Source organism: Kitasatospora sp. NPDC004531 (assembly GCF_053602195.1).
In genome coordinates, this window is record NZ_JBSGDD010000107.1 from 1 (window position 1) to 21,103 (window position 21,103).

Genomic DNA, 21,103 nt, shown 5'->3' on the forward strand with positions numbered 1-21,103 from the left:
TGGAAGACGCCGAAGCCGAGCTGCGGCATCTCGACGCCGTTGTTGAGGGTGACGGTGGGAACGGTCATGGGGATCAAGCCTTCTCGGTGAGGGTGGGAAAGGGTGCGGGCGCTCAGCGGCCGAGCTCGCGCAGCGCGGCGGCGGCGAACGCGTGGTCCTGCTCGGGGGCGCCGCCGCCGACGCCGATGGCGCCGACCGGCCGGCCGTCGCGCTGGATCGGCAGGCCGCCGGCGATGAACAGCAGCGGCCGGTCCAGCGCGGTCGGCAGGGTGTGGAACGGGCCGTCCGGCTTGACCAGGTCGACCAGGTCGGCGGTCGCGGCGTTCAGCTGGAGCGCGGTGTACGCCTTGCGGGTGCTGGTCTCGCCGGAGATCAGCACGGCCCGGTCGTCGCGGCGGAACGCCAGCAGGTGCCCGCCCGCGTCCAGCACGGTGACGCTGACCGGGACCCCGGCCGCCTCGGCGGCGGCGCGGGCGGCGGCGATCAGGGTCTCGGCGTCGGCGGTGGACAGCGGGGCGGTGGCGGGGGTGGTGCTCATGGTGCTTCTCCGGTACGGGGTGGGACGGTGGTTCAGTGCTGCAGCGCAGCGGCGGGGACGGCCGCGGGGGCCGCCTCGCGGCGCTCCAGGCCGGCCGAGACGAAGGCCAGCAGCAGGGCGGAGCCGGCCAGCGCCGCGCCGACCCAGTTCGGGGCGGTGTAGCCGAGGCCGGCCGAGATGACGGCGCCGCCGAGCCACGCGGCGAGCGCGTTGCCCAGGTTGAAGGCGCCGATGTTGACGGCGGAGGCCAGCGTCGGCGCGCCGTGCGCCTGGTCGAGGACGCGCTTCTGCAGCGGCGGGACGGTGGCGAACCCGAGGGCGCCGATCACCAGCAGGGTGATCGCGGCGGTGATCTCGTTGTGCGCGGTGAGGGTGAACAGCGCGAGGGCGACGGCGAGTCCGCCGAGCGTGGTGAACAGCATCGGCATCAGCCTGCGGTCGGCGAACCTGCCGCCGAGCAGGTTGCCGAGGAACATCCCGACGCCGAGCAGCACCAGCAGCCAGGTCACGGCGCCGTCGGAGTACCCGGCGACCTCCGTCATCATCGGGGCGATGTAGGTGATCGCGGCGAACACGCCGCCGAAGCCGAGCACGGTCATCGCCATCGCCAGCACCACCTGCACGTTGCGGAACGCGGCGAGTTCCTTGCGCAGGTGCGCGCCCTCCGGCCGGGGCAGGTCCGGCACCAGCCGGGCGATGCCGAGCAGTCCGACCACGCCGAGCACGGCGACGATCGCGAAGGTGGCCCGCCAGCCGACGCTCTGGCCGACGAAGGTGCCGAGCGGCACGCCGACGATGTTGGCGACCGTCAGGCCGGTGAACATGGTGGCGATCGCCCCGGCCTTCTTCTCGGGTGCGACGAGCTCGGCGGCGACCACCGAGCCGATGCCGAAGAACGCGCCGTGCGCCATGGAGGCGACGATCCGCCCGGCGAGCATCGTGCCGAAGCCCGGTGCGACGGCGGAGAGCAGGTTCCCTGCGATGAACAGGACCATCAGCAGCATCAGCATCCGCTTGCGGCTGATCCGGGTGCCGAGCACGGTCATCAGCGGGGCGCCGACCACCACGCCGATCGCGTAGCCGGTGACCAGCAGGCCGGCGGTGGGGATGGACACACCGAAGTCCGAGGCGACCTCGGGCAGCAGGCCCATGATCACGAACTCGGTGGTTCCGATGCCGAACGCCCCGATGGCCAGGGCTAGGAGCGCGAGCGGCATGATGCCGACCTCCATGCGATTGCGACTGCGCCTTACGAGCCCCGACAATAGTTGCAGACGCACTTCCTTGCAAGTGCAATGATTGCGGGCGCGTGACATCTGCGGGTCAGGCCGGGTCCGCGCCCACCGGCCCGGCAGGACGCGGACGGGCCCAAACGCGAAGGACCCCGCCGTGGCGGGGTCCTGGGGTGCGGCTTCGGGAGGCTCAGGCGATCAGCGCGGGGATCTCCTGGGTGGCGAACCAGAGCAGCTCGTGGTCCTCCGCGCCGTCCACGGTGAACTGCGCGTCCTGGTCGCCCCGGTCGGCGGCGGCCACCGCCTCGGCGGCCGCGGCCACGTCGGCCGCCACGTCCGGGTCGTCGTCGTCGGCGTGCACCGAGGCGGCCTTCGCCAGCCGGATCGGGCCGGCCAGCACCACCCGGCCCAGCGAGGCCTGGTCCTGGTACTCGTCGCCGGGGAACGGCGTCACCGCGGAGTCGGCGACCTCGACGGCCACCACCACGCGCCGGCGCGGCGCCTTCGGGTCGGCGGCCAGCAGCCGGACCGAGGACAGCGCGGCCCGGTTGAGCGCCGCGTACTCCAGCTCCTCCAGGTCGTCGCTGACGTACCACTCGCGCAGCGCCGGAGTGACCGCGTACGCCACGCTCTGCTCCAGGACGCCCTCGGGGTGCGCCACCGCCAGGTCGTTCAACGTGGTGGGCACGTACACGCGCATGGGGGCACCCTTCTCGGTCTCAGTGCGACGGGTCAAGAATACGCAGCCCGCGGCCGCCGGTTCCCGCTGGGCCGGTCAGGGGACGGACGGTGTCCCCCTTGGTGCCGCTCCGCCGCCGACCGGGCGTCAACTGCACGCCCGGCCGGGCCCGCAGGCCCCCTTCCGCCGCCCCGAACGTCACCCGTACGGGTGGACTTCCCGGGCCCTTCGCGCGTACCCGGCACGGCTTGGGCCGGCCGCCGCGCGCCCGGTACCAAGGTCGCACACTCTCCGACCTCCCGAGAAGGCCCCGATGACCGAGCAGCTCACCCGGACCCCTCACATCCGCCCGCTGGTCCACCCGGTGCACTCCGCCCGCCGCCCGGTCCGGCACCCGCACCCGGTCGGCGACGCCGTCCGGACGGTCCGCAGCCCGCGCGCGGCCTGCGTCGCCGACGGCCGCCCGCCCCGGCCGCGCAGCCCCGCTCCCAGCCGCACCGGGCACAGCGAGCTGGCGACCCGCTTCGCCCGCCGCCTGGTGGAGGTGCTGTGCGGGGCCCGCCCGGTGCACCAGTTGCAGCGGCACACCACGCTGCCGGGCTTCCACCAGCTCGCGGCGCTCACCCGCAGCGGGCCGCTGCGCCCGCGCGGGCGGTCCTGCCGGCCGCGGCTGGGCCACGTGCACGACTCGGCGCCCGGCCCGGGCACCGTGGAGGCCTGCGTCCGGGTCGAACTCGGGCCCCGGCACCACATGTTGGCGTTCCGGCTGGAGCAGCACCTGCGCACCGGCCAGTGGCAGTGCACGGCTGTGGAGACGCGTTGACGCACCGGACGCGAACGGGGCGCCACCCCCGTCAGGAGGTGGCGCCCCGTCAGGAGCGTGCTGCGGATCAGCCCTTGCGGCGCCGGCCCTTCGCGGCCTTGGCCGCCTTGCGGCGCTCGGCGCGGGTCAGGCCGTCGCCGTCGGAGACCGCGCCCTCCTCGTCGAAGTCGCCCTCGACCACACCGCCGCCGACCTCGTCGGACGGGGCGATGTAGTGCAGCTTCTTGCGCTCGGGGGCCTCCAGGCCCTTGGCGCGGATCTCCGGGCGGGCGGCCGGGACGGTGGCGTCCTTCTCCAGCTTCTCCAGCAGCACCTGCTCGTCGTCCGGCACCGGGACCTCCTCGACCTGCTGCTCGACCTGGACCTCCAGGTTGAACAGGTAGCCGACGGACTCCTCCTTGATGCCCTCCATCATCGCGGAGAACAGGTCGTAGCCCTCGCGCTGGTACTCGACCAGCGGGTCGCGCTGGGCGTAGGCGCGCAGCGCGATGCCCTCCTGCAGGTAGTCCATCTCGTAGAGGTGCTCGCGCCAGCGGCGGTCCAGCACCGAGAGGACGACGCGGCGCTCCAGCTCGCGCATGATCTGCTCGCCGAGCTGGTCCTCGCGCCGGCCGTAGGCGGCGGCGACGTCCTCCTGGATGACCTTGGTGAGGAACTCGGGGGTGAGGCCGCCGTTCTCCGCGGCCTCCTCCTCCAGCTCGTCGAGGTCGAGCTGCAGCGGGTAGAGCTGCTTGAGGGCCGTCCACAGCTTGTCGAGGTCCCAGTCGTCCTCGAAGCCCTCGCCGGTGGCGGCGTTGACGTACGCGGCGACGGTGTCGTCCATGAAGTGGCCGACCTGCTCCTGCAGGTCCTCGCCCTCCAGGACGCGGCGGCGCTCGCCGTAGATGACCTCGCGCTGGCGGTTGAGGACCTCGTCGTACTTGAGGACGTTCTTGCGGATCTCGAAGTTCTGCTGCTCGACCTGGGTCTGCGCGGAGGCGATGGCGCGGGTGACCATCTTCGACTCGATCGGCACGTCCTCGGGGACGTTCGCCATGGAGAGCACGCGCTCGACCATGCCGGCCTTGAACAGGCGCATCAGGTCGTCGCCCAGCGACAGGTAGAACCGGGACTCGCCCGGGTCGCCCTGACGGCCGGAGCGGCCGCGCAGCTGGTTGTCGATCCGGCGGGACTCGTGGCGCTCGGTGCCCAGGACGTACAGGCCGCCGATCTCCTGCACCTCCTCCTGCTCGGCCTTGACCGCGGCCTTGGCCTTCTCCAGCGCGGCCGGGAAGTGCGCCTCGTACTCCTCCGGGGTGTCCTCGGGGGTGATGCCGCGCTGGGCGAGCTCGGCGGCCGCCAGGTGCTCGGAGTTGCCGCCGAGCATGATGTCGGTGCCGCGGCCGGCCATGTTGGTGGCGACGGTGACGGCGCCCTTGCGGCCGGCCTGCGCGACGATCTGCGCCTCGCGCTCGTGGTGCTTGGCGTTCAGCACCTCGTGCGGGATGCCGCGCTTGCGCAGCTCCTGCGACAGGTACTCGGACTTCTCCACCGACACGGTGCCGACCAGCACCGGCTGGCCCTTCTCGTGGCGCTCGGCGATGTCCTCGACCACGGCGGCGAACTTGGCCGGCTCGGACTTGTAGATGAGGTCCGGCTGGTCGATCCGCTTGGGGGTCTTGTTGGTCGGGATCGGGACCACGCCGAGCTTGTAGATCTGGTGGAACTCGGCCGCCTCGGTGGTGCCGGTACCGGTCATGCCGGACAGCTTGTCGTACAGGCGGAAGAAGTTCTGCAGGGTGATGGTGGCCAGCGTCTGGTTCTCGTTCTGGACCTCGACGCCTTCCTTGGCCTCGATCGCCTGGTGCATGCCCTCGTTGTAGCGGCGGCCGGCCAGGATGCGGCCGGTGTGCTCGTCGACGATCATGACCTCGCCGTTGATGACGACGTAGTCCTTGTCCGCCTTGTAGAGCTCCTTCGCCTTGATGGCGTTGTTCAGGAAGCCCACCAGCGGGGTGTTCACCGACTCGTACAGGTTGTCGATGCCCAGGTAGTCCTCGACCCGGGTGACGCCCTCTTCGAGGATGCCGACGGTGCGCTTCTTCTCGTCAACCTCGTAGTCGCGCTCGATCTTGAGGCGCTGCACCAGCTTGGCGAAGTCGCTGTACCACTTGGTGGCCTGGTCGGCCGGGCCGGAGATGATCAGCGGGGTGCGGGCCTCGTCGATCAGGATCGAGTCGACCTCGTCGACGATCGCGAAGTTGTGGCCGCGCTGCACCAGTTCGTCCTGCGACCAGGCCATGTTGTCGCGCAGGTAGTCGAAGCCGAACTCGTTGTTGGTGCCGTACGTGATGTCCATCCCGTACTGCTTCTTGCGCTCGGCCGGCGACATGTTCGCCAGGATCACGCCGACCTCCAGGCCCAGGAAGCGGTGCACCCGGCCCATCCACTCCGAGTCGCGCTCGGCGAGGTAGTCGTTGACGGTGATCAGGTGCACGCCCTTGCCGGTCAGCGCGTTCAGGTACGCCGGCAGGGTGCCGACCAGGGTCTTGCCCTCGCCGGTGCGCATCTCGGCGACGTGGCCGTGGTGCAGCGCGGCGCCGCCCATGATCTGCACGTCGTAGTGGCGCTGGCCCAGGACGCGCTTGGCGGCCTCGCGGACCGTCGCGAACGCCTCGGGGAGGAGATCGTCCAAGGTCTCGCCGTCGGCGAGCCGGGCCTTGTACTCGTCGGTCAGTGCGCGCAGCTCGTCGTCGGTGAGGTTGACGAAGTCCTCTTCGATCGAGTTGACCTGGGCGGCAATCCGCTGCAGCTTGCGGAGGATCTTGCCCTCGCCTGCGCGCAGGATCTTGTCGAAGACGGACACGTGAGCGGGCTCCTTGCCTGGATCGGCTCTGGATGACTGACGGTGGGGAGTCCACCCCACCGTACGGGTCATCGTATGCGAGGAGGCCGAGCCCCCGGGAGGTCCGTCAGCACGCTATTCCTGTGTCACCCCTGGGGGCACATCGGCTGAAGCAGGGTACAAACGGTCAAAGCGCTCGGGCGTGGCCGCGCTGTCAGTGCCCTGCCCTAGCCTCGCCCCATGGCCGCGACCCCTGCCCCGACCGCCCGGATCTCCGCCGACCACGCCCGCCGGCTCGCGCTGCGCGCCCAGGGCCTGCTCGGCTCCCCCGACCGCCGCGCGGGTGCCCGCGGCGTGCTGCGCCTGCTCGGCGCCGTCCAGCTGGACACCATCTCGGTGCTCGCCCGCTCGCACGAACTGGTGCCGTACGCCCGGCTCGGGGCGGTCGGCCGCAAGCCCGTGGAGCAGGCGTACTGGGGGCGTGGCACGGCCTTCGAGTACTGGTCGCACGCGGCCTGCATCCTGCCGATCGAGGAGTGGCCGCTGTTCGCGTTCCGCCGCCGCGCCAACCGGGCCAGGGGCCGGGTCTGGGGCCACCAGGTCAACGAGGAGGTGTACGCCCAGGTCCTCGAACAGCTGCGCGCCGAGGGCCCGTTGACGTCCACCGGCCTCGGCGGGGCGAAGAGGACCGCCGAGTGGTGGGACTGGTCCGACACCAAGATCGCGGTGGAGCGGGCGCTGGCCTTCGGAGACGTGGTGGTCACCGAGCGGCGCGGCTGGAAGCGGGTCTACGACCTCGCCGAACGGGCCGTCCCCGGCGATTTGTTCGAGCAGGACCCGACGGACGCCGAATGCCTGGAACGGCTGGTGGCGCAGGCCGGCGCCGCGCTCGGGGTGGCCACCCGGGCCGACCTGATGGACTACCACCGCCTCAAGGGCGCCCAGGTGGACGCGGCGCTGCCCGCCTCCGGCCTGGTGCCGGTCGCGGTGGAGGGCTGGTCCGCCCCGGCCTGGGCCGACCCGGCGGCGCTGGAGTCGGAGCCGCGCGGCCGGCACCGCACCACCCTGCTGTCCCCGTTCGACTCGCTGATCTGGGACCGCCCCCGCACCGAGCGGATCTTCGGCATGACCCACCGCCTGGAGGCGTACACCCCCAAGCACAAGCGGGTGCACGGCTACTTCGCGATGCCGCTGCTGGCCGGCGGCCGGCTGGTCGGCCGGGTCGACCCGGCCCGCGAGGGCGCCACCCTGGTGGCCCGCCAGGTCTCGCTGGACGGCCCGCGCTCGGTGCCCGCCCTCGCCGAGGCGCTGCGCGAGGCCGCCGAGTGGGTGGGCTGCTCGGACGTGCGGGTGGAGCGGCTGGACGACGAGGCGCTGCGGCCGGAGCTGGAGAAGCTGCTGGGCTGACGGGCACCGGGCCGGCGCTCAGCCTATTTCGAGGATCTTTTCACGCATCGCGTAGACCACGGCCTCCATCCTGGAGTGCAGCTGCAGCTTCTCCAGGATGTTGCGCACGTGGTTCTTCACGGTGTTCTCGCTGATGAACAGCTCCTTGGCGATCTCCCGGTTGTTCATCCCGGTGGCCACCAGCTTGAGCACCTCCAGCTCCCGGTCGGTCAGCCGGGGCGCGGGCACCAGCTCCCGGTCCTCGGAGCGGCGCTGGATCATCGACTTGAACTCGGTCAGCAGCTTGGCCGCCATCGACGGGCTGATCTGCGACTGGCCGTCGGCCACCGCGCGGATCGCGGTGGCCACCTCGTCGGTGGAGATCTCCTTCAGCAGGTAGCCGGTCGCCCCCGCCTTGATCGCCTCGTAGAGGTCGGCCTCCTCGTCGCTGATCGTCAGCATGATGATCTTGGCGCTGGGCACCACGTCCTTGATCGCGGTGCACGCCTCGATACCGCTGCGCCGGGGCATCCGGACGTCCATCAGGATGATGTCGGGCAGCAGGTCGGCGGCCTTCAGCACGGCCTCCGCGCCGTCCCCCGCCTCGCCGATAACCCGGATGTCCTCCTCCTCGGCGAGCACGATCTCCAGGCCGCGGCGGAACAGCGCGTGGTCGTCCACCACCAGCACCCGGATCGGCTCGGCGCGACGCGGCGGGTAGCCGGCGTCCTCCGGGCCCAGGCTCTCCCCCATCCGGCTCTCCCCCGCCCTCCGTGTCACGTGACGCGCCCATCTTTGCACGCCCCGGACGGCCTGTGATCACCCTGTGACGTCGAACCGCCCGGCTGGGTGACTCCCCGAACGCCGGTGACCCCGGCGGCCGTTGACGGCCACCGGGGTCACCACTTCCTCCGTTCGGCGGACGCGGCCGCCGCTCACTCCTCGTCGGGGCCGTTGATCGCGCCCCCGGCCCCGGCGAAGTCGGCCGCCGCGGCCTGGTCCTCCTTGAGGTGGATCACGCCGTAGTGGTAGCCGTGCCGGCGGTAGACCACGCTCGGCATGCCGCTGTCCTTCTCCTGGAACAGGTAGAAGTCGTGCCCCACCAGCTCCATCGCGTACAGCGCCTGGTCCAGCGACATCGGCGCGGCCGAGTGGGTCTTCTCGCGGACCACCAGCGGCCCGTCCCCCTCGACCTCCAGGCTGCCCGCCAGCGTCTTGCGGGGCGCGCCGTTGACGCCCTCGGTGGCCTCCGTCGCGGGCAGCTCGGCGAGCGCGGCGGTGGCCGCGGCGACGCTCACCGGGCCCTTGCCGTTGGTGCCGCCCTTCTGCACCCGGCGGCGGTCGGCGGACTTGCGCAGCTGCGCCTCCAACTTCGCCGAGGCCAGGTCGAGCGCGGCCCACGGGTCGGTGGCGGACGCCTCGGCCCGGATCACCGGGCCCCGGCTGCGGAGGGTGATCTCCACCCGGTCGGAGCGGTCGGCCTGCCGCGGGTTGTGCTCCTTGGACACCTCGACGTCCAGGCTGATCGCCTTGGCGTCGAACTTCTGGACCTTCTCCAGCTTCTCGGCCACGTGCTCGCGGAACCTCTGGGGCACCTCGGTCTTGCGGCCCTTGACGACGATGTCCACGCAGAACTCCGATCCCTTTGTGCTGACCGGCCCGGAGTGCGTCCCGGAACCGGCGTGAGACCCAGCCGGACCAGCCGGTCACCGCCCGCCCCCGGAACACCGCCCGGGAGACCCGCGATCACCGCCGGCCCCTTACCTCACTTCCTCCCCACCAGGAGCGTTCGAAACCCCTGGAGCCCTTATGCAACACCTCACCCGGGGATCTCGCCTCCCCAGTCGAACGAACGTACCGACGGACGTTGGGCTGTCCGGCTGTTCCCCCCTGTTTACCCACCTACGGGTGAAACAGTGGTGAACGACTGGACAACACGCCCGGCACCGCCCACCGTATGGCTGACGTCGCCGCCCGGCGAGGGTTCCGGAGGGGTTCCGTGACCAGCCGCAGCACCGCCCACCGGCCCGGATCCGGCCCCGCACCGGTCCTCGCCGCCCTGCTCGACCTGCTGGTCCCCGCCCGCTGCGCCGGCTGCGGAGACGGCCGCACCGGCCTGTGCCCGCCCTGTCGCGGGCTGCTCGACGGCGCCGGCGCGGGGCCGGCCGGGCCGATGCGCCCGCCACCCGGGCTACCGCCGGTGCACGCCGCCGCCCCCTACGCCGGGCCGGTGCGCCAACTGCTGCTCGCCCACAAGGAACGCGGCGCGCTGCGGCTGGCCGCCCCGCTCGGCCGCGCGCTGGCCGCCGCGGTCCGCTCCGCCACCGGCGCGGGCGCCGCCCCGCTGCTGCTGGTGCCGGTGCCGTCCGCGCGCGCCGCCACCCGGGCCCGCGGCCACGACCCGATGCTGCGGCTGGCCCGCGCCGCCGCCCGCGAGCTGCGCCGCGACGGGGTGGCGACGCTGGTCGCCCCGGTGCTGCGGCAGGCCCGGCCGGTCGCCGACCAGGCGGGCCTGGGCGCGGCCGAGCGGCACCGCAACCTGCACGAGGCGCTGACGGTGCCGGCCCGGCTGGCCGCCCGGCTGACCGGGCACCGGCTGGTGCTGGTGGACGACCTGGTGACCACCGGCGCCAGCCTCGCCGAGGCGGCCCGGGCGCTGCGCGCGGCGGGCTGTCCGCCGCGGGCGGCGGCCACCGTGGCGGCGGCCGCCCGGCGCGGCCCGGGGCCGGGCCGGCGGGGCGCGCCGGCCGGGGAGGCCGGGCTCAGCCCGGGTAGATGAACGCGCCGGCCGGCGCCTTGGTGGTCACCTCGTGCCACTGGTTGTCCTTCAACCGGTACAGCCGGTTCACGGCCGGCGCGGTGCCCGAGGAGGCGGTGAGCACCGCCGGGCCGACCTGGTCGCTCTGCACCCGGGCCTCGGTGGCGGACAGCGCCGTCATCGACTCGCCGCCCTGCAGCGGGGAGTCGGTGGACTGCGAGCCGTCGGTGCCCAGGAAGTGCAGCTGCTGGAGCCGGTCGGTCTCCTTGCCGAGCACCACCAGCTGGTCGGTGTCGCCCCAGGAGACGGCGGCGACCTCGGTGAGCTGCGGGGCGATGTTGCGCACCGAGGTGATCTTCGCGGTCGGCGCGGTCGGGGTGCCGCCGTGCTCCACCAGGCCGAGGGCCAGCCTGCTCGGGCCGCTGCCCCGGCCCAGCAGCAGGGCGATCCGGGTGCCGTCGGAGGAGATCCGCAGCGACTTCACGGAGCTCCCGCCGAGCCCCTCCACCGTCACCGGGACGACCTTGTTCTCGCGGACCATCAGCACCCGGGGCGCGGCCGGGTCGCGGTCCACCAGCCACAGGTCGTTGCGGCCGTCCCAGCTGGGCGAGGCGAGGCCCTGGCCGGGCTGCGCGCCGTGGCTGGTGACGATCGGGTCGCCGTACTTGTCGCCCTCGGTGAGACCGGCCCGGTACAGGTTGCGGCCGTCCTGGCCGATCACCGCGGCGGCGCTGCCGTCCCGGCGGACGGCGAGCTCGCCGGCCCGCGGCTGGCCGCCCTGCGGGGTCTGGCCGAGCACCCCGGCGACCGGCACCGGCTCCGAGTTCTCGCTGTAGCGGGTGAGCCGCCCGTCGGCCAGCTGGATGTACGGCTGGGTGCCGATGGCGCCGCCGGCCGGCTTGCCCGGGGCGACCCCCGCGGCCTCGGCGGCGCTGAGCGTGCAGCCGCCCTTGGGCCAGGACAGTTCGAGCCGGTCCAGCTTGCCCTGCTGGTCGACCAGGGTCTGGAAGAGCTGCTGAGCCATCTGGCGGCAGCCGGGCTGGTTCTTGTTGAGGTCCGGACCGTCCAGCTTCACGGTGGCGACCCGGTTGTCGCCGACCGCGGCGCTGACCACCTTGACGCCGTTGAGCTGGGAGGAGACCACCGGGGCGAGCCACTGGGAGGGCCCGTCGGCGGTGGCCTGGGCGGCCTCGGTGAGCGGGTCTATTCGGCGGCGCAGGTAGATCGGGTCGGGCACCAGCACCGGGTTGTCCTGGGTCCGCGGGCTGCTCGGGTCGGACATCGCGAAGAAGTACCGGTGGACCGGCTTGTAGGTGTTCTTGAAGTTGGTCTGGTCGACGATCAGGCCGTCGGGGAGCCGGTCGATCCGCCACTGGCCGGCGTCGGGGCCCTCGGCGACCTTCACGAAGGTGAAGTCCTCGCTGTACGCGTCGCCGGAGCGGGCCTGGTAGGTGTGCCGGCCGTCGAGCTCGGCGACCTTCTTGCCGCTGACGGTGAGCTGCACGGCGGTGGCGTCCGGTTCCGGGACGGGACGGGTCGGGTGCGGCGGGTCGGCGAGCACCACCACCTGCGCGTCCGGGCGCCAGCGCTTGGCGGCCTCCGCGGTCAGGTACTGCTTGGCGGTGTCGTAGCCGGCCTGGTCGGCGTTGGAGGAGTCGAGGAAGCCGGCCAGCAGGTCGCTGGGGCTCTCGCCCTTGTGCGGGGCGATCGGGTAGACGTGCACCTGGACGCCGTCGGCGGCGCCCTGCGGTGCCTCCAGGCGCTGCGGCGAGCCGCCGGAGGGCATCGCGACGCAGCCGGTGGCGGCGGCCGCCAGCAGTGCCGCGCCGCCCAGGGCGCGGGTCCGCCGCTCAGCCGTCCTGTCGTTCCTGCGCACCGGTGGTCCCCTCCTGGTCGGTGTCGGCGCCGTCCGGTGCGGGCGGGGCCGGCTGCGTCGGGCGGCCGCTGCGGTCCACCACGATCTGCGCGCCGGTGGCACCGTATCCGGCGGCTCCGGCGCGGACGTCGGACGGGTCGGCGACCGGGGCGGCGCTCGGCCGGCCGAGGCCGGGGCCGATGCTGAGCACCCCGCCGAGGCCGGAGCCGAAGGTGGGCCGCTCGGTGTCCGGGGTCTCCGGGACGGCGGTGCCGACCGTCGTCTCGCCGGCGCCGCCGTTGCCGCCGCGCACCGCGCGCCGGTAGGGCGTGCCGGCCGAGGCCATGCCGCGGTTGTGCCGGGAGTCCTCGGGTTCCAGCCGGAACGGGGCCCGGGAGATCTCGCCGCCGCGGGTGCGCGGCAGCGTCAGCCGGAAGTGCGAGCCGCCGCCGGGCTCGCCCCAGGCCTGCAGCCAGCCGCCGTGCAGGTGGGCGTCCTCGACCGCGATGGACAGGCCCAGGCCGGTGCCGCCGGTGGTGCGGACCCGGGACGGGTCGGCGCGCCAGAACCGGTGGAACACCCGGGAGGCCTCGCCGGGCTTGAGGCCGATGCCGTAGTCGCGCACGCCGACGGCGACCGCGCCCTCCCCCGCGCCGAGCCGGATCACCACGTCCCGGCCCTCGCCGTGCTCCAGGGCGTTGACCACCAGGTTGCGCAGGATCCGCTCGATCCGGCGGCTGTCGACCTCGGCGATCACCGGGGTCTCGCCGCCGCGGATCAGCACCGCGCTGCCCTTCGCGCGGGCCAGCGGGTCGGCGGCCTCCACCACGCGGGTGACGATGTCGCGCAGGTCGACGGGTTCGGCGTCCAGGATGGCCGCGCCGGCGTCGAAGCGGCTGATCTCCAGCAGGTCGGCGAGCAGCGACTCGAAGCGGTCCAGCTGGTCCTGGAGCAGTTCGGCGGAGCGGGCCGCCATCGGGTCCAGGTCCTCGCGGCTGTCGTAGATCAGGTCGGCGGCCATCCGGACGGTGGTCAGCGGGGTGCGCAGTTCGTGCGAGACGTCGGAGACGAACCGGCGCTGCACCCGGGAGAGCTCCTCCAGCTTGCGGATCTGCGCCTGCAGGCCGTTGGCCATCCGGTTGAAGGAGTCGCCGAGGCGGGCGATGTCGTCGGTGCCGGTGACCTTCATCCGCTCGTCGAAGTGCCCGGCGGCCAGCCGCTCGGAGATGCCGGCGGCCATCCGCACCGGGGTGACGACCTGGCGGACCACCAGCCAGGCGATGCAGCCCAGCAGGATGACCAGGAACAGCCCGGCGGTGGCCAGGGTGCCCATCACCAGGTTCAGGGTGCTGGTCTCCTGGTAGAAGGAGAACACGTAGTAGAGCTGGTACGCCTTGCCGTCCGGGCCGGTGAACTGCTTGCCGATCGCCAGGCCCTTGTTGTCGTCCGGCTTGGCCTGGCTGTCCGGCGCGCGGTACAGCTTGACCGACTGCTCGTGCGGGACGGACGGCTCGGCCGCGACCTGGGCGCGCATCTCGTCGGTGATCGTGTCGGGCAGGATCGTGCCCGAGTAGCGGGCGGCGCCGCGCAGGCCGGCGCTGGCGGCGCTCTCCTCCTGGTCGCCGGGGCCGATCGCGATCACCGAGTAGACGCCGGCGCCGCCGGAGGCCAGGTCGGAGACCTGCTTGGTCAGCCAGGCGTTGATCTGGTCGCGGGTCGGGTCGGCGGTCGCGCCGGCCTTGGCCTGCGCGTTGATCGCCTCGTTGATCTTGTCCTGCTCGATCTGGAAGCCGCCGATGGCCTGCCCGTGGGCGGCCTTCTGCTTGGCCTCCAGCAGGCCGGTGCGCACCTGGGCGACCACCACGACGCCGAGCACCAGCACCACCACGAAGGACAGCAGCAGCGTCGCCGCCACCACCCGCAGCTGGATCGAGCGGCGGTACAGCGCCAGCACCCGGCCCACCGGGTGCCGGAACTGACGGATCACCGGCGCGAACAGCGCCGCCCACCACCGGCGCCGGCGCGGCCGGCCGGTGGTGGAACTCAGCACATCGCCGCGCACAGCAGCATCCCCGCCGGAGAACTCGTCCGACGGGGAGGCGGCGGCCTGCTCCTCGCTCATCCTCAGCTGGGCCCGGCCTTGTAGCCGACACCGCGGACGGTGACCACGATCTCCGGGCGCTCCGGGTCCTTCTCGATCTTGGAGCGCAGGCGCTGCACGTGCACGTTGACCAGGCGGGTGTCGGCCGCGTGCCGGTAGCCCCAGACCTGCTCCAGCAGCACCTCGCGGGTGAACACCTGCCAGGGCTTGCGGGCCAGCGCGACCAGCAGGTCGAACTCCAGCGGGGTCAGCGGGATGCCGCGGCCCTCGCGCTTCACCGAGTGCCCGGCGACGTCGATCACCAGGTCGCCGATGGTCAGCTGCTCCGGCGTGGGCTCCTCGGCCCGCCGCAGCCGGGCCCGGACCCGGGCGACCAGCTCCTTGGGCTTGAACGGCTTCGTGACGTAGTCGTCGGCCCCGGACTCCAGGCCGACCACGATGTCGACCGTGTCGGTCTTCGCGGTCAGCATGACGATCGGGATGCCCGACTCGGCCCGGATCTGCCGGCACACGTCGATGCCGTCCCGTCCGGGCAGCATCAGGTCGAGCAGCACGAGGTCCGGCTTGGTCTCCCGGAAGGCGGCCAGCGCCTTGTCCCCGTCCGCGACGAAAAACGGCTCAAAACCCTCACCACGCAGCACGATGCCGAGCATCTCGGCCAGTGCGGTGTCGTCATCGACGACGAGGACACGTCCCTTCATGGCTCCATCTTCTCATCACCCGAATGTGACCTGACCCACAGGTACTCCCCCGCGGGACCCCCGGCCGACGGCCGAACCAGTCATACCATCGCAAAGGTATCGGCTTGTCGGCCTCGCTCGGACCGTTGCGGATCAGCAACGGGATACCCCTGGGGTGCGCGTGCGCACCATGGCACGATGTCACCCCGAAGCACCCGTCCCGCGGTGCCCCGACGAGGAGCGTCGATTGTCCGAGACCCCGGGTTGGATCTCACCCGGTTCTCCCGAGCCCGCGCCCGGAACGTTCGAAACCGGCCACCCGGCTCCCCCGGCCCCGCAGGCCTCCGCCGCATCCGCACCGCCGCCCGCCCCCGGGCCGACGGCCGGGATCATCCCGCTGCGCCCGCTGGGCCTCGTCGAGCTGATGGACGGCGCGTTCGCCCTCGTCCGCACGTACTGGAAGGCCGCCTTCGGCTTCGGCCTGGCCCTCGCCTGCGTGCTCGAACTCGTCCAGGCCGGGATCAACTGGTGGATCCACGTCTCCGGCACCTACCTGGAGGCGTCCTTCTCCACCTACTACACGGTGCCGCTCGAAATGCTCGCCGGCGTGCTCGTCACCGGCCTGCTCACCCCGATCATCGGCAACAGCCTGCTCGGCCGTGACACCACGCCCAAGGAGGCCTGGGCGCAGGCCCGGCCGCACCTCGGCCGGCTGTCCCTGCTGGCGCTGCTGCACACCCTGATCCTGATCGGCGCGCTCGCCGCGCCCCTCGTCCCGGTGATGGTGCTGGCCGCCGTCACCGAACAGCCCGGGTGGCTGGTGCTCGCGCTGCCGGCCGTCCTGCCGTGGCTCTGGGTGTACGTCAAGCTGATCTTCGCCGCCCCCGCGCTGGTGCTGGAGAAGCAGACCCCCGTCGCCGCCCTCAAGCGCTCCTGGCGCCTGACCCGCGGCTCGTGGTGGCGCTTCTTCGGGACGATGCTGCTGTTCGGCATCGTCATCGGCCTGCTGTCTGCGGTGCTGGTGGTGCCCGGCGAGATCGTCTCCATGATCGTCGGCGGCGGCCCGAACAGCCTCTTCTTCGCCTCCGACGGCGACGCCGCGCTCAGCATCGGCATCATGGCGGTCTGCGGCATCCTCGCCAAGACCCTCACCGTCCCGCTCACCGGCACCCTGCTCGGCCTGCTCTACGTCGACCAGCGGATCCGCCGCGAGGCGCTCGACATCGAACTCGCCCGCGCCACCGGCCTGCCCGGCCACCACGCGCCCGCCGCCACCGCGCCCGCACCGGGCCAGTACCCGCCGTCGGGAGTCTGATCGCCATGGGACTCCGGGGGGGAGGGGCGCTGCTCGCGGACGGCGTCCCGGTCACCGTGCCGCGCGACGACGCGCGCGACGCCGCACACGAAGAACTCCGCAAGGCCGTCTACCACCAGCACGAACCCGGGCTGCTCGACCGCTTCCTGAACTGGATCCAGAAGCAGCTCGACCACGTCCAGGACAGCCTCGGCAACCCGCTCGGCGGCGGCGACGGCGCCGCCCTGGCCGTGGTGCTCGTGGTCCTCGCGATCATCGCCGTGGTGGCCTGGCGGCGCTACGGCGCACCGCGCCGCGAAGCCCGCTCCACCGGCGGCCTGTTCACCGTCGACGGACCGCGCAGCGCCGCCCAGCACCGCGCCGACGCCGCCGCCCACGCCGCCCGCGGCGCCTGGGCCGACGCCGTCCGCGAACAGATGCGCGCCCTGGTCCGCGGCCTGGAGGAACGCACCGTCCTGGACCCGCGCCCCGGCCGCACCGCCGACGAGGCAGCCGCCGAAGCCGGCCGCGCCCTGCCCGACCGGGCCCGCGAACTCGCTTCCGCGGCAAGGCTGTTCGACGACATCGCGTTCGGCGAACGGACCGCCGACGAAGCGTCCTACCGGCTCCTCGCCGACCTCGACCGCGCCCTCGAACGCACCCGCCCCACGCCCGTGGCGGCCGGCGGAGGAACCGCATGACCACCACCGCACCCCCGCCCGCCACCGCCGACCCCGCCGAGCACAGCGCCACCCCGTCGGCCGCCGCGCCCCACGCCGGACTGCGCGCCCACTGGCGGCGCCGGCGCTGGTGGCTGCTCGCCACCCTCGCCCTGGTCCTGGTCGGCGCCCTCGTCGCCGGCATCCCCACCAGCAGCGAGGCCGGGCCGCTCGACCCCCGCTCCGGCGCCCCCGACGGCACCCGCGCCGTCGACCAGCTCCTCCAGCACCGCTACGGCGTCACCAGCCGCACCGCCACCACCGAGAGCGAACTCGCCGCCGCCCTGCGCGCCGACGACACCACCGTCGTCCTCACCTTCCCCGAAGAACTGACCGACCAGGAGATCACCCGGCTCGCCGCCGTCCCGCGCGGCGCCGACAGCCGCCTGGTGCTGTTCGCCCCCGGCCGCCACACCCTGGACGCCTTCGCCCCCGGCATCTCCACCGCCTCCTACGACCCCGACAGCACCGTCCTCGACCCCGCCTGCGCCCTGCCCGAGGCCGCCACCGCCGGCACCGCCCGAATCGGCGGCCAGACCTACTACACCGGCGCCCGCGACCTCGGCTGCTACCCGCGCGCCGGCGGCCGCCACGGCCTGATCAGCCGCACCGCCGGCAAGCAGCAGCTGATCGTGATCGGCGGCCCCCGGCTGCTCACCAACGAACGCCTCGACCAGGACGGCAACGCCGCACTCGGCCTCGGCCTGCTCGGCGCCCACCACCAGCTGGTCTGGCAGCTCTCCGACCACACCGTGCCCACCGCCGACGCCCCGCACGACAAGAGCCTCGGCGACCTCATCCCGTCCGGCTGGCACTGGGCCTCCCTGCAACTCGTCCTCGCCGCGCTGCTCGCCGTCGTCTGGCGCGCCCGCCGGCTCGGCCCGGTGCTCAGCGAACGGCTGCCCGCCGTGGTCCGCGCCTCCGAGACCACCGAGGGCCGCGCCCGGCTCTACCACCGCGCCAACGCCCGCGGCCACGCCGCCGAGACGCTGCGCCGCGCCGCCCGCCGCCGGGCCGCCGCCGCCCTCGGCCTCCCGCACACCTCCGGGGACCCCGACCCGGCCGTCCTCACCGAGGCCGCCGCCGCCCGGCTCGGACGTCCCTCCGCCGACCTCCAGCAGCTGCTGTACGGCCCGGCCCCCTCCGACGACGCCGCCCTGCTGCGGCTCGCCGACGACCTCGACGACATGGAATGGCAGGTACGACAGCCGTGACCGACCAGCTCTACAAGACCGACCCCGGCCAGACCCGCGACGCCCGCACCGCCCTCACCGGCCTGCGGGACGAGATCGCCAAGGCCGTGGTCGGCCAGGACGCCGCCGTCACCGGCATCGTCGTCGCCCTGCTGTGCGGCGGCCACGTCCTGCTCGAAGGCGTCCCCGGCGTCGCCAAGACCCTGCTGGTCCGCACCCTCGCCACCGCGCTCGACGTCGAGACCAAGCGCATCCAGTTCACCCCCGACCTGATGCCCGGCGACGTCACCGGCTCGCTGGTCTACGACACCCGCACCGCCGAGTTCTCCTTCCAGCCCGGCCCGGTCTTCACCAACCTGCTGCTCGCCGACGAGATCAACCGCACCCCGCCGAAGACCCAGGCCGCGCTGCTGGAGGCCATGGAGGAGAAGCAGGTCACCGTCGACGGCGAACCCCGCAAGCTCCCCGACCCGTTCCTGGTCGCCGCCACCCAGAACCCCGTCGAGTACGAGGGCACCTACCCGCTGCCCGAGGCCCAGCTCGACCGCTTCCTGCTCAAGCTGATCCTGCCGCTGCCCACCCGCGAGCAGGAGTTCCAGGTGCTGTCCCGGCACGCGGGCGGCTTCGACCCGCGCGACCTCGCCACCGCCGGCGTCCGGCCGGTCGCCGGCCCCGCCGACCTGGCCCAGGCCCGCGCCGAGATCCGCGCCCTCACGGTGTCCCCCGAGATCCTCGCGTACATCGTCGACCTGGTCCGCGCCACCCGGAACTCGCCCTCGCTCGCCATGGGCGTCTCCCCCCGCGGCGCCACCGCGCTGCTCAACACCTCCCGGGCCTGGGCCTGGCTGGCCGGCCGCGACTACGTCACCCCCGACGACGTCAAGGCGCTCGCGCTGCCCACCCTGCGGCACCGCGTCCAGCTCCGCCCCGAGGCCGAGATGGAAGGCACCACCGCCGACAGCGTCATCCAGGCCGTCCTCTCCCAGACGCCCGCGCCCCGCTAGCCGCCACCGGGGGAGAGCGCACCACCCGCCTCTCCCCCCTTCGCGTCCACTGCTCCAGAAAGCGAGCCCAGCACCCCATGGCCCTGACCGGCCGCACGGCCCTCATCGCCGCCCTCGGCGCCCTCCTGGTCGGCCTCGTGCTCCCCTCCTGGGCCGGCATCGGCGCGGTCATGCTGCCGCTGCTCGCCGCGATCGTCGCCGACCTGGTGCTCGCCGCCCCCGTCCGCCGCCTCACCCTCGAACGCTCCGGCGACCCCAGCGTCCGCCTCGGCGAGGCCGTCGACGTCCACCTGCTGGTCGGCAACCCGGGCCGCCGCCCGCTGCGCGCCCGGATCCGCGACGCCTGGTACCCGTCCGCCTGGGCCCCCGGCAGCTCGCTCACCGCCTCCCGGCACACCGTCACCGTCCCCGCCGGCGAGCGCCGCCGGGTCACCACCCGGCTCGCCCCCACCCGGCGCGGCGACCACCGCAGCGGCCGGGTCACCGTCCGCTCGCTCGGCCCGCTCGGCCTGGCCGGCCGCCAGGCCAACCTCGAAGCCCCCTGGCGGGTCCGCGCCCTGCCGCCGTTCGCCAGCCGCAAGCACCTCCCGTCCCGCCTCGCCCGCCTGCGCGAACTCGACGGCCGCACCTCCGTCCTGACCCGCGGCCAGGGCACCGAGTTCGACTCCCTGCGCGAGTACCTCCCCGGCGACGACGTCCGCTCCATCGACTGGCGCGCCAGCGCCCGCCGCAGCGTCGTCGCCGTCCGCACCTGGCGCCCCGAACGCGACCGGCACGTCCTCGTCGTCCTCGACACCGGCCGCACCTCCGCCGGCCGCGTCGGCGACGCCCCCCGCCTGGACGCCGCACTCGACGCCGCGCTGCTGCTCGCCGCGCTCGCCACCAAGGCCGGCGACCGGGTCGACCTGCTCGCCCACGACCGCCACCGCCGGGCCGCCGTCGCCGGACGCTCCCCCTCCGAGGTCCTCCCCGCGTTCACCGACGCGATGGCCCTCCTGGAGCCGGCCCTGATCGAGACCGACCTGCGCGCCATGGTCTCCACCGCCCTCCGGATGGCCCCCCACCGCTCCCTGATCGTCCTCCTCACCGGCCTCGACGCCCACCAGATCGAGGACGGCCTGCTCCCCCAGCTCCCCCTGCTCACCAAGCGCCACGAGGTCGTCCTCGCCTCCGTCGCCAACCCCCGCCTCGACGAGCTGGTCAACACCCCCCGCACCACCGTCCGCGACGTCTACGGCGCCGCCGCCGCCGAACAGACCCGCGCCGACCGCCGCCGCACCGCCGACCTCCTCACCCGCCGCGGCATCACCGTCCTCGACGCCCCACCCGAGTCCATCGCCCCCGCCCTCGCCGACACCTACCTCACCCTCAAGGCCGCCGGCCGCCTCTGACGCCCCCTCGGGACCCTCCACCCCCAGCCACCGGACTTTCCCGGAGGGCTGGGGGTTTCTCTGTACCCTTCGCTGCGGAGGTGGGCGCTGTGGAAATCACCGTGCAGTGGGTCAGAACGAGCTGGACCAAGCAGTCCCGGGGCGGAGACGCCGCAGCTCGTCGCAACGCGGCCCCCGTGGGATTCAGGATGCCGCCCGTACCCGCCTCGTCCGCACACGTCGTCCGCATGGACGAGGAGGGCTCCTTCGAGCCTCGGGCGACGCTGGAGGAGCGTCGCAGCGTCTCAGTCGGTCTCCGGGAGGCGGACGGCCGACTGCGAGTACTTCCGCTTCAGCAGCACGGCCGGGATACGCGACTGGTCGTACTGGATGGACACCTTCAACGTCGCCTACGGCCCTGTCGATGCCGGCATCTTCCTGTCGACGCCGACCGTGTACATCGATGCGCGCGGGCCGGTGCGGTAATTCCGGGAAATGGTCCGGGAACGCGAAAAAGCCCCCCGCCATAAGGCGGGGGGCTTTCCCTGAATGATTGTTCGGCGGCGTCCTACTCTCCCACAGGGTCCCCCCTGCAGTACCATCGGCGCTGTGAGGCTTAGCTTCCGGGTTCGGAATGTAACCGGGCG

General features: G+C 73.4%; 17 protein-coding genes and 1 rRNA gene. 8 read left to right on the plus strand and 10 right to left on the minus strand.

Features of this window, described 5'->3' with window-relative positions; all coding sequences use genetic code 11:
• Positions 1-112 precede the first annotated feature (112 nt).
• From ACWEMJ_RS29700 to ACWEMJ_RS29710, 3 genes are all read right to left on the minus strand, one after another.
• Positions 113-538: a GlcG/HbpS family heme-binding protein gene (locus ACWEMJ_RS29700; protein WP_452140209.1), complete on the minus strand. Its 426-nt coding sequence runs from the start codon at positions 536-538 to the stop codon at positions 113-115.
• 32 nt (positions 539-570) lie between these two features.
• Positions 571-1,755 (minus strand): MFS transporter, encoded by a 1,185-nt coding sequence (locus tag ACWEMJ_RS29705; RefSeq protein ID WP_452140210.1) that lies wholly within the window; start codon positions 1,753-1,755, stop codon positions 571-573.
• A 205-nt stretch (positions 1,756-1,960) separates the two neighbouring features.
• The gene (locus ACWEMJ_RS29710; RefSeq protein WP_452140211.1) at positions 1,961-2,470 is read right to left on the minus strand and encodes a DUF6912 family protein; all 510 of its coding nucleotides are present in this window, start codon (positions 2,468-2,470) and stop codon (positions 1,961-1,963) included.
• 292 nt (positions 2,471-2,762) lie between these two features.
• Between ACWEMJ_RS29710 and ACWEMJ_RS29715 the strand changes: the two genes are divergently transcribed.
• Positions 2,763-3,272 (plus strand): Rv3235 family protein, encoded by a 510-nt coding sequence (locus tag ACWEMJ_RS29715; RefSeq protein ID WP_452140212.1) that lies wholly within the window; start codon positions 2,763-2,765, stop codon positions 3,270-3,272.
• Between the two features lie 67 nt (positions 3,273-3,339).
• Here ACWEMJ_RS29715 and secA read toward each other — a convergent pair whose 3' ends face one another.
• Positions 3,340-6,117 (minus strand): preprotein translocase subunit SecA, encoded by a 2,778-nt coding sequence (gene secA / locus ACWEMJ_RS29720; protein ID WP_452140213.1) that lies wholly within the window; start codon positions 6,115-6,117, stop codon positions 3,340-3,342.
• Between the two features lie 219 nt (positions 6,118-6,336).
• On the opposite strand from secA, the gene ACWEMJ_RS29725 reads away from it, so the two are divergent.
• Positions 6,337-7,503, plus strand: a complete 1,167-nt coding sequence (locus tag ACWEMJ_RS29725) for a winged helix-turn-helix domain-containing protein (RefSeq protein ID WP_452140214.1) — start codon at positions 6,337-6,339, stop codon at positions 7,501-7,503.
• A gap of 18 nt (positions 7,504-7,521) precedes the next feature.
• Here ACWEMJ_RS29725 and ACWEMJ_RS29730 read toward each other — a convergent pair whose 3' ends face one another.
• Both ACWEMJ_RS29730 and hpf read right to left on the minus strand, forming a co-directional pair.
• Positions 7,522-8,235 carry a response regulator gene (locus ACWEMJ_RS29730; RefSeq protein WP_452140215.1) on the minus strand — a complete coding sequence of 238 codons (714 nt, stop codon included), beginning with the start codon at positions 8,233-8,235 and terminating at the stop codon, positions 7,522-7,524.
• A 182-nt stretch (positions 8,236-8,417) separates the two neighbouring features.
• Positions 8,418-9,110 carry a ribosome hibernation-promoting factor, HPF/YfiA family gene (hpf, locus tag ACWEMJ_RS29735; protein ID WP_452140216.1) on the minus strand — a complete coding sequence of 231 codons (693 nt, stop codon included), beginning with the start codon at positions 9,108-9,110 and terminating at the stop codon, positions 8,418-8,420.
• 371 nt (positions 9,111-9,481) lie between these two features.
• Here hpf and ACWEMJ_RS29740 point away from each other — a divergent pair, with 371 nt between their 5' ends.
• A complete protein-coding gene (locus ACWEMJ_RS29740; RefSeq protein WP_452140217.1) occupies positions 9,482-10,261 on the plus strand; it encodes a ComF family protein in 780 nt (259 codons plus the stop codon).
• On the opposite strand, the gene ACWEMJ_RS29745 is transcribed toward ACWEMJ_RS29740, so the two are convergent.
• Genes ACWEMJ_RS29745 through mtrA form a run of 3 tightly spaced genes read right to left on the minus strand, consistent with a single transcriptional unit; the run spans position 10,245 to position 14,897 of the window.
• Positions 10,245-12,116, minus strand: coding sequence for an LpqB family beta-propeller domain-containing protein (locus ACWEMJ_RS29745; protein WP_452140218.1), 1,872 nt, complete (start codon positions 12,114-12,116; stop codon positions 10,245-10,247). The two genes, ACWEMJ_RS29740 and ACWEMJ_RS29745, sit on opposite strands and share 17 nt — an antisense overlap.
• The gene (gene mtrB, locus ACWEMJ_RS29750; protein WP_452140219.1) at positions 12,091-14,217 is read right to left on the minus strand and encodes an MtrAB system histidine kinase MtrB; all 2,127 of its coding nucleotides are present in this window, start codon (positions 14,215-14,217) and stop codon (positions 12,091-12,093) included. The genes ACWEMJ_RS29745 and mtrB overlap by 26 nt, the downstream gene beginning before the upstream one ends.
• A 2-nt stretch (positions 14,218-14,219) precedes the next feature.
• On the minus strand, positions 14,220-14,897 hold the full coding sequence (gene mtrA, locus ACWEMJ_RS29755; protein ID WP_030459579.1) for an MtrAB system response regulator MtrA: 678 nt from the start codon (positions 14,895-14,897) through the stop codon (positions 14,220-14,222).
• A 226-nt stretch (positions 14,898-15,123) separates the two neighbouring features.
• Between mtrA and ACWEMJ_RS29760 the strand changes: the two genes are divergently transcribed.
• From ACWEMJ_RS29760 to ACWEMJ_RS29780, 5 genes are all read left to right on the plus strand, one after another.
• Complete coding sequence (locus ACWEMJ_RS29760) at positions 15,124-16,191, plus strand: glycerophosphoryl diester phosphodiesterase membrane domain-containing protein (protein WP_452140220.1); 1,068 nt, start codon at positions 15,124-15,126, stop codon at positions 16,189-16,191.
• 5 nt (positions 16,192-16,196) lie between these two features.
• Positions 16,197-16,871, plus strand: a complete 675-nt coding sequence (locus ACWEMJ_RS29765) for a DUF4129 domain-containing protein (protein WP_452140221.1) — start codon at positions 16,197-16,199, stop codon at positions 16,869-16,871.
• Complete coding sequence (locus ACWEMJ_RS29770; RefSeq protein ID WP_452140222.1) at positions 16,868-18,103, plus strand: DUF4350 domain-containing protein; 1,236 nt, start codon at positions 16,868-16,870, stop codon at positions 18,101-18,103. The genes ACWEMJ_RS29765 and ACWEMJ_RS29770 overlap by 4 nt, the downstream gene beginning before the upstream one ends.
• Positions 18,082-19,086 (plus strand): AAA family ATPase, encoded by a 1,005-nt coding sequence (locus ACWEMJ_RS29775; protein WP_452140223.1) that lies wholly within the window; start codon positions 18,082-18,084, stop codon positions 19,084-19,086. The genes ACWEMJ_RS29770 and ACWEMJ_RS29775 overlap by 22 nt, the downstream gene beginning before the upstream one ends.
• A gap of 77 nt (positions 19,087-19,163) precedes the next feature.
• Complete coding sequence (locus tag ACWEMJ_RS29780) at positions 19,164-20,477, plus strand: DUF58 domain-containing protein (RefSeq protein WP_452140224.1); 1,314 nt, start codon at positions 19,164-19,166, stop codon at positions 20,475-20,477.
• A gap of 534 nt (positions 20,478-21,011) precedes the next feature.
• Here ACWEMJ_RS29780 and rrf read toward each other — a convergent pair.
• Positions 21,012-21,103, minus strand: a 5S ribosomal RNA gene (gene rrf / locus ACWEMJ_RS29785); the annotation flags it as partial.

Excerpts from the sequence above, each read along its gene's own strand:
- ACWEMJ_RS29700 (WP_452140209.1), bottom strand. The coding sequence starts at position 538 with ATGAGCACCACCCCCGCCACCGCCCCGCTGTCCACCGCCGACGCCGAG.
- ACWEMJ_RS29705 (WP_452140210.1), bottom strand. The coding sequence starts at position 1,755 with ATGCCGCTCGCGCTCCTAGCCCTGGCCATCGGGGCGTTCGGCATCGGA.
- ACWEMJ_RS29710 (WP_452140211.1), bottom strand. The coding sequence starts at position 2,470 with ATGCGCGTGTACGTGCCCACCACGTTGAACGACCTGGCGGTGGCGCAC.
- ACWEMJ_RS29715 (WP_452140212.1), top strand. The coding sequence starts at position 2,763 with ATGACCGAGCAGCTCACCCGGACCCCTCACATCCGCCCGCTGGTCCAC.
- ACWEMJ_RS29725 (WP_452140214.1), top strand. The coding sequence starts at position 6,337 with ATGGCCGCGACCCCTGCCCCGACCGCCCGGATCTCCGCCGACCACGCC.
- ACWEMJ_RS29730 (WP_452140215.1), bottom strand. The coding sequence starts at position 8,235 with ATGGGGGAGAGCCTGGGCCCGGAGGACGCCGGCTACCCGCCGCGTCGC.
- mtrB (WP_452140219.1), bottom strand. The coding sequence starts at position 14,217 with ATGAGCGAGGAGCAGGCCGCCGCCTCCCCGTCGGACGAGTTCTCCGGC.
- mtrA (WP_030459579.1), bottom strand. The coding sequence starts at position 14,897 with ATGAAGGGACGTGTCCTCGTCGTCGATGACGACACCGCACTGGCCGAG.
- ACWEMJ_RS29765 (WP_452140221.1), top strand. The coding sequence starts at position 16,197 with ATGGGACTCCGGGGGGGAGGGGCGCTGCTCGCGGACGGCGTCCCGGTC.
- ACWEMJ_RS29770 (WP_452140222.1), top strand. The coding sequence starts at position 16,868 with ATGACCACCACCGCACCCCCGCCCGCCACCGCCGACCCCGCCGAGCAC.
- ACWEMJ_RS29775 (WP_452140223.1), top strand. The coding sequence starts at position 18,082 with ATGGCAGGTACGACAGCCGTGACCGACCAGCTCTACAAGACCGACCCC.
- ACWEMJ_RS29780 (WP_452140224.1), top strand. The coding sequence starts at position 19,164 with ATGGCCCTGACCGGCCGCACGGCCCTCATCGCCGCCCTCGGCGCCCTC.